This window comes from Nonomuraea sp. NPDC001636 (assembly GCF_040298265.1).
In the GTDB taxonomy this organism is placed as follows: Bacteria; Actinomycetota; Actinomycetes; order Streptosporangiales; family Streptosporangiaceae; genus Nonomuraea.
Map to the genome: position 1 here is coordinate 1 of NZ_JBEOZT010000071.1, position 6,726 is coordinate 6,726.

7 protein-coding genes and 2 pseudogenes are annotated in these 6,726 nt (G+C 68.7%); 4 read left to right on the top strand and 5 right to left on the bottom strand.

From position 1 onward, the window contains the following. Positions 1-91 precede the first annotated feature (91 nt). The gene (locus ABT158_RS50705; protein WP_352366614.1) at positions 92-745 is read right to left on the bottom strand and encodes a hypothetical protein; all 654 of its coding nucleotides are present in this window, start codon (positions 743-745) and stop codon (positions 92-94) included. A gap of 33 nt (positions 746-778) precedes the next feature. After that, complete coding sequence (locus tag ABT158_RS50710; protein ID WP_352323906.1) at positions 779-1,198, bottom strand: hypothetical protein; 420 nt, start codon at positions 1,196-1,198, stop codon at positions 779-781. 76 nt (positions 1,199-1,274) lie between these two features. On the opposite strand from ABT158_RS50710, the gene purN reads away from it, so the two are divergent. From purN to ABT158_RS50725, 3 genes are all read left to right on the top strand, one after another. Continuing rightward, a complete protein-coding gene (gene purN / locus ABT158_RS50715) occupies positions 1,275-1,904 on the top strand; it encodes a phosphoribosylglycinamide formyltransferase (RefSeq protein ID WP_352366616.1) in 630 nt (209 codons plus the stop codon). Then, on the top strand, positions 1,901-3,445 hold the full coding sequence (purH, locus tag ABT158_RS50720; protein ID WP_352366618.1) for a bifunctional phosphoribosylaminoimidazolecarboxamide formyltransferase/IMP cyclohydrolase: 1,545 nt from the start codon (positions 1,901-1,903) through the stop codon (positions 3,443-3,445). The genes purN and purH overlap by 4 nt, the downstream gene beginning before the upstream one ends. A 128-nt stretch (positions 3,446-3,573) precedes the next feature. Further along, positions 3,574-3,750 (top strand): hypothetical protein, encoded by a 177-nt coding sequence (locus ABT158_RS50725; RefSeq protein WP_352366620.1) that lies wholly within the window; start codon positions 3,574-3,576, stop codon positions 3,748-3,750. A gap of 8 nt (positions 3,751-3,758) precedes the next feature. Here ABT158_RS50725 and ABT158_RS50730 read toward each other — a convergent pair. Next, positions 3,759-4,662, bottom strand: a pseudogene (locus ABT158_RS50730) (IS5 family transposase). 175 nt (positions 4,663-4,837) lie between these two features. Then, entirely contained in the window at positions 4,838-5,242 is a 405-nt protein-coding gene (locus ABT158_RS50735; protein WP_352366622.1) for a nuclear transport factor 2 family protein, read from the bottom strand. Between the two features lie 93 nt (positions 5,243-5,335). On the opposite strand from ABT158_RS50735, the gene ABT158_RS50740 reads away from it, so the two are divergent. Further along, the gene (locus tag ABT158_RS50740; RefSeq protein WP_352366624.1) at positions 5,336-5,869 is read left to right on the top strand and encodes a TetR/AcrR family transcriptional regulator; all 534 of its coding nucleotides are present in this window, start codon (positions 5,336-5,338) and stop codon (positions 5,867-5,869) included. Here the strand turns inward: ABT158_RS50740 and ABT158_RS50745 are convergent. Next, a pseudogene (locus tag ABT158_RS50745) lies at positions 5,870-6,622 on the bottom strand (IS630 family transposase); the annotation flags it as partial. Between the last annotated feature and the right edge of the window lie 104 nt (positions 6,623-6,726).

A 6,726-nucleotide genomic window follows, 5' to 3' on the forward strand; every position in this document is an offset into this window, starting at 1 on the left:
TTCGTTCTTCTTGGTCGTTGAACCAACTACCGGAGACCTCTTCGTTCAACGATCACCGACACGCCTCACACGTGATCTTTCGAAACACGGCCTAGGCGGGGCACGCCGGGGCGCCGCCCAGCGCGGCGAGAACGGACCTCGTCGCCTGCTCGCCCTGGCCCACCCAGTGCGGGTCGAGCCGGGCGCCCTGCTCGATCGTCCAGTACCACGACACCTCGGCCAGCAGCGCGCCGCAGGCCGCGACCACCGTCGCCGTCGTGCCCACGTCGCCGTTGTCCGAGCTGCCCGGCTCGGTGACCAGCACCTCCACCGTGCGCCATCCGGGCTCGGCGAGATCGAGGACCGTGCTGCCCGTCACCACGCCCTCCGGCTCCCGTCCGCATAGGTCGGCTGCCCGCATCGAGGCGTCCAGCAGGACGCTCGCCTCGGCGGGCGAAGTCACCCAGAACCTGACGGACAGCGACGCCGGAAGCTCGGCGACCCGCAGTCCGGCCGCGTACGCGGGGACGCCCCGCGGCGGCAGCCGCGCCATCGTCCCGGTCTCCGTCCGGCACGGCGCCAGCAGTTCGAGAGACGGATCAACCCGGTGTTCCTCGTCGAGATCGCCCCGCAGACGCTCGGCGATCTCCTCGACGGAGGACGCGGCGTCCGGAGGACGGGGTAGGGCAGGCGCCGGGCCGTGGCCGAAGGCGGCCAGCAGCAGGAGGGCTGCCGCCGCCGGTCCGAGCCGCTTGAGACGATCCATGTGGGCAGGACGTGCGGGCCACCGGCCCTGTGCCTAGGACTGCATCGCCCCGAGCAGCTGGAGGACGTCGGGCGGCAGCTTGCGCTGCGCGGCGTCACGGAACTGGGTGAAGCACTCGCCCTGGGCCGAGACCGTGCCCGCGCCCTTCATGCACTCCTGGTAGGCGGAGTATTCGTCCATCAGGTAGAGCTGCATCCCCGTGGCCATCGCCGACAGGGCCAGCGCGATGGAGGAGATGGTGATGCCGCCGACGGCCGTGCCGGTGGGCTTGTGGGCGCTGCGCAGCCGCGGCAGCGCGCGGATGCCCGACATGAGCGCGAACAGGGCCATGACCAGGCCGGCGAGCGGCAACATGAACGTCATGGCCAGCGCCGCGATGGACAACCAGATCGCACGGCGACCCGCTGAATCGGCGGGCTGCTGACCCGCCGGTGCCTGCACCGGTGTCGACACCTGACCTCCTCTGCGTCGCCGGGCGAGGAACAGATACCCTGTCAGCCCCACCCTGTTTCCATTCTTTGGAGTGTGCGTGTCAAAGGCTGGGCGGCTCGTCGTCCTCGTCTCCGGCTCTGGAACCAACCTACAGGCCCTGCTGGACGCTTCCGCCGACCCGTCGTACGGTGCGCGCGTGGTGGCGGTGGGCGCGGATCGGGACGGCATAGAGGGCCTGGCCAGGGCCACCAGGGCAAATGTCCCGACATTTGTTGAAAAACTGGGCGATCATGCGACTCGGGCGGACTGGGATGCCGCTCTCGCCGCCAGGATCGCATCGTACGAGCCCGACCTGGTGGTGTCGGCGGGCTTCATGAAGATTTTGGGTGCGCCCACGCTCGACGCGTTCCCCGTGCTCAACACCCATCCGGCGCTGCTGCCGTCCTTCCCCGGCGCCCACGGCGTGCGCGACGCGCTGGCCCACGGGGTGAAGGTGACCGGCTGCACCGTGATGCTGGCCGACGCGGGGATCGACACGGGGCCGATCGTCGCCCAGGAGGCGGTGCCCGTGCTGCCGGACGACGACGAGCCGGTCCTGCACGAGCGCATCAAGACCGTCGAGCGCCGCCTGCTCGTCGACATCGTCGGCCGGATGGCCCGCGAGGGCTGGACGGTCAGCGGACGCACCGTCCGCATCGGCAACCAATCAGGAGGGGAAAGCACGTGACTCGCATCGCCATCCGGCGCGCGCTGATCGCTGTCTACGACAAGTCCGGGCTCGAAGAGCTGGCCAGGGCACTCGACGGCGCCGGCGTGGAGATCGTGTCGACAGGCGGCACGGCCGCCGCGATCGCGTCCCACGGGATCCCGGTGACCAAGGTGGAGCAGCTCACCGGCTTCCCCGAGTGCCTCGACGGCCGGGTCAAGACGCTGCACCCGCGCGTGCACGCCGGCCTGCTGGCCGACCTCACCAAGCCCAGCCACGTGGCCCAGCTCGACGAGCTGGAGATCGACCCGTTCCAGCTCGTGGTGGTCAACCTCTACCCGTTCCAGCAGACGGTGGCCTCCGGCGCCTCCGACGAGGAGTGCGTCGAGCAGATCGACATCGGCGGGCCCGCGATGATCCGGGGCGCCGCCAAGAACCACGCCACCTGCGCGGTCGTGGTCGACCCCGGCGCCTACGGCGACGTGCTCACCGCCCTGGACGAGGGCGGGTTCACGCTGCACGAGCGCCGCCGCCTGGCCGGTGTCGCCTACGCCCACACCGCCGCCTACGACGTGGCCGTGGCCAACTGGTTCGCCGGGCCGTACGCGGGCGGGGAGGAGGAGTTCCCCGAGTTCACCGGCGTCGCGTACGAGCGCAAGGCGATCCTGCGCTACGGCGAGAACCCGCACCAGCGCGCCGCCCTCTACACCGCCGGCTCCGGCGGCCTGGCCAACGCCGAGCAGCTGCACGGCAAGGAGATGTCCTACAACAACTACCTCGACTCCGACGCGGCCTGGCGGGCGGCCTGGGACTTCGCCGAGCCGTGCGTGGCCATCATCAAGCACCAGAACCCGTGCGGCATCGCCGTGGGCGCCGACGTGGCCGAGGCCCACCGTAAGGCCCACGCCTGCGACCCCGTCTCGGCCTACGGCGGCGTGATCGCGGTCAACCGCGAGGTCACCGTCGAGCTGGCCCGGCAGATCGCCGACGTGTTCACCGAGGTCGTCGTGGCCCCCGGCTTCAGCGCGGAGTCGCTGGAGGTGCTGCGGGCCAAGAAGAGCCTGCGCCTGCTGCGCTGCCCGGAGGGGCCGTCCCAGCCGCTGGAGTTCCGCCGCGTCGACGGCGGCCTGCTGCTGCAGGCGGTCGACCGGATCGACGCCGAGGGCGACGACCCGTCGGCGTGGGAGCTCAAGACCGGCGCGGCCGCCTCGCCCGAGCTGCTGGCCGACCTGGCCTTCGCCTGGCGCGCCTCGCGCTCGGTGAAGTCGAACGCGATCCTGCTGGCCGCCGGCGGCGCCACGGTGGGCGTGGGTATGGGCCAGGTCAACCGGGTCGACTCCTGCCGCCTTGCGGTGAGCCGGGCGGGGGAGCGGGCGGCCGGCTCGGCCGCCGCCTCCGACGCGTTCTTCCCATTCCCCGACGGGCCGCAGGTGCTGATCGAGGCCGGGGTCAAGGCGATCGTGGAGCCGGGCGGCTCGATCCGGGACCAGGAGGTGATCGACGCCTGTGAGCAGGCGGGCGTCACCCTCTACTTCACCGGCACCCGCCATTTCTTCCACTGATCACCGGTTCATCGGATAAAGGGCAACAAGAGATCACTTGTTGCCCTTTATCCGTTTTGGCGGCGAGCATCGGCACTTCCCGGTTACCCTGATTGCCGCCCTGCTGTGCTCATTCCCCCGGAGTTCCCATGCTCGACGTGACCCTGCATGCCTTCGTGACCATGAACGGTTTCTCGACCAGCCCGTTCGTCCTGCTGGTCCTCGCCTTCATCGGTGCGTACCTCGGCAGCCGGGTCGTCGAGTTCATCCCGTACACCCGCCGGATCATCGAGCGCCGCGAGGCCCGCTTCGCCGAGCGCGACTAGGCGGTGTTTCATAAGGCCTTGAGCCACTGGTCGATCGCGGCGATGGTGAGTGTTGCCTCGAACCGGACGGCGAGCTTGTCGTAGCGAGTGGCCATGCCGCGGTTCCGCTTGAGCTGGTTGATGCCGCACTCCACAGCGTGTCGCCAGTGGTAGAGGCCGGGGTCGAAAGCAGGAGGCCGTCCGCCTTTGGAACCCTTGGCGCGCCGGTGGGCGTCCTGATCGGCCTTGCTCGGGATGCACGCCTTGATCCCTCGCCGGCGCAGATGAGTCCGGTTGGCCTTGCTGGTGTAAGCCTTGTCGGCCAGCACCAGATCGGGACGGGTCCGGGGCCGGCCGCCACCCAGGCGGCCGACCCGGATCTTGGCCAGCACCGCGATGAACTGCGGGCTGTCTCCCCGATGACCGGCCGTCACCAGCAGGGCCAGGGGTTTACGGCCCTGCTCACAGGCCAGATGCGTCTTGGTGGTCAGCCCGCCCCGCGAGCGGCCAAGCGCGTGATCGTCCGGTTCGTTTCCCATCCCACCGGGCGGTTCCTTCTGCAGGTGACCGTCCCGGCGCGCCCCCGCGGCATGCTGATGGGCACGGCTGGTCGTGGAGTCCACGCTCACCGTCCAGCCGATCCTCCCGGCGGCGTCCGCCCGCGTCTGCAACGCGGCAAGGATTTTGGCCCAGGTGCCGTCACGCTGCCAGCGCCGGAACCGGCCGTAGACCGTGGACCAGGGCGCGTACGCCTCGGGGACGTCCCGCCATGGTGCGCCAGTCCGGATCCGCCACCGGATGGCGTCGATCAACTGGCGTCTGCTCCATTTCGGCGGACGACCGCGGTCCGAGGGCGTGGGTAACAGCTGGCTCCAGCGCTGCCCACTGCCCGTCGGTCAGGTCGTGCCGCCTCGTCGCCGCTACGCTGGCCACGAGGTCTCCGGTACTTGGGTCTTCTTGGTCGTTGAACCAACTACCGGAGGCCTCGTCAATTACCAACGACCGCCACGCCGCGACCCCTCATCATCATTTGAAAACGCGGCCTAGTGCAGCGCCGCAGAGATCCCTGAGGGGTTGCCGACTGTTCGTGACGGGAGAACGCTCGCGGCTATCTGGCGCCCATAGGCGCCCGCCGCGCCAGGACCTTGCGGTGGGTGATCCGCCAGCCGCGGTTCCCGCGCGAGATTGTGTCCTCATAGGTGGCGCTTCCGCATGTGCCGTCTGCCATGATGCCGATGCCCTTGGACAGGGCGCGTACGTGATCGTCGGTCACCTCGGTGAGGATGATGTTGGTCACGTGATGCCCGACCGGATTGCCCTCGCCCAGCGCGAGCGCCGCCTCGCGGATCGCGGTCAGCCCCTGTACGACCCCGAAGCCGAAATCGCTGACGTCGTAGACGACGTCGGCGGTGAACAGCTCGTCCAGCCGGTCGAGTTCACCACCGTCGATGAGGTGACCGTGCATCGAGATCAGCTCGGTGACGGCGATGCGGTCGTCGGCGGTAAATGCCATGAATATCCTCCAGGTCCATGAACTGGGGAGTCCCCCGTTTGCGTCCATTACAGTAAGCGGGGATGTCCCCATTTACAACCTTGGAGCGAGCTCATGGCACGCAGAGCGGATGCAGCAAGGAACGCCGAGTCGCTGATCTCGGCGGCGAGGGAGCTCTTCGACGAGCAGGGGTCCGACGTGGCGCTGGACGACATCGCGCGACGCGCGGGAGTAGGCAATGCCACCCTCTATCGGCATTTCCCCACGCGCGGCGACCTGCTCGTCGCCGTCTACGCCGAGGAGGTGGCCGAGCTGTGCAAGCAGGGCCAGGCGCTGCTGTACAAACCCTCGGCGGCCGACGCGCTCTTCGACTGGCTGGATCGCTTCGTCATCCACGTCGCGACCAAACGCGCCCTCGCCATGGGCGCCACGGACAGCAGGCGGGCGGAACTGTTCGACCGCTGGCACGAGTCGATGAGGTCGGCCGCGTCGGGCCTCCTGCTTCGCGCGCAGCAGGAGGGCACCGTCCGCTCCGATCTCGACGTGGCTGACCTGCTGGCCTTGACGAGCGCGGCGGCCATGACCGGCACCGACCCCGGCCACACGCAGCGCCTCCTACGGATCCTGCGGCACGGCGTCCAGGTCTAGCTAGTCGCTGCGGCGAACGAGATAGCGGTCGTGTTCCACACGGGCGTCGTAGCGCCAGCGGTAAGGTCGAGCTGTCGCGTTGTAACGGATGGTGAAGTCGTCGATCTGGGCCATCAGGTCCTCGCGGGAGGTGAACTCGCCACGTCGCAGCAGGCGACGGGTGAGCGCGGAGAACCACATCTCGATCATGTTCAGCCAGCTGGCGTGCTTGGGTGTGTAGGTGACCTTGAACCGTGGGTGCGCGGTCAGCCAGGCGCGGGAGGTGTGGCTGGACCCGTTGTCCATGATCAGATAGATGGTCAGGCGCGGATCGATCACCTTGTCGAGCATCGCCAAGAAGGCGATGAAGGTCACCGAGTTGTTGCGGTCGATTCGCTCAGCCCAGACCTGGCCGTCGGCCACATCCATCGCGGCCAGGATAGAGACGGTGCCGTGCCGGATGTACTCGAACTCGCGGCGTGCGGCCTGCCCCTTATCGACCGCCCGTTCGGGATACTTGTGAGGCTTGGCCTGCATGCTGGTCTTCTCATCCACGCTGAGCAACACGCCATCGGCCGGTGGCCGCAGATAGAGATCACATACCTGTGCGGCCAGGTGCCAGAACTGCTCGTCATCGAGGCGGTTCAGCCAACCGCGGACCTTATGCGGTCGCAGGTCCGCCTCGGCCAGGATCCGGCCAACCTGCGATGGCGAGATGCCTACCTCGGCCAGCCGCTGCGCGATCAAGGCTTGCGTCCAGGTCGCCACCCCCGATGGCGGGGCGCTAGGCCGTGTTTCGAAAGATCACGTGTGGGGCGTGTCGGTGATCGTTGAACGAAGAGGTCTCCGGTAGTTGGTTCAACGACCAAGAAGAACGA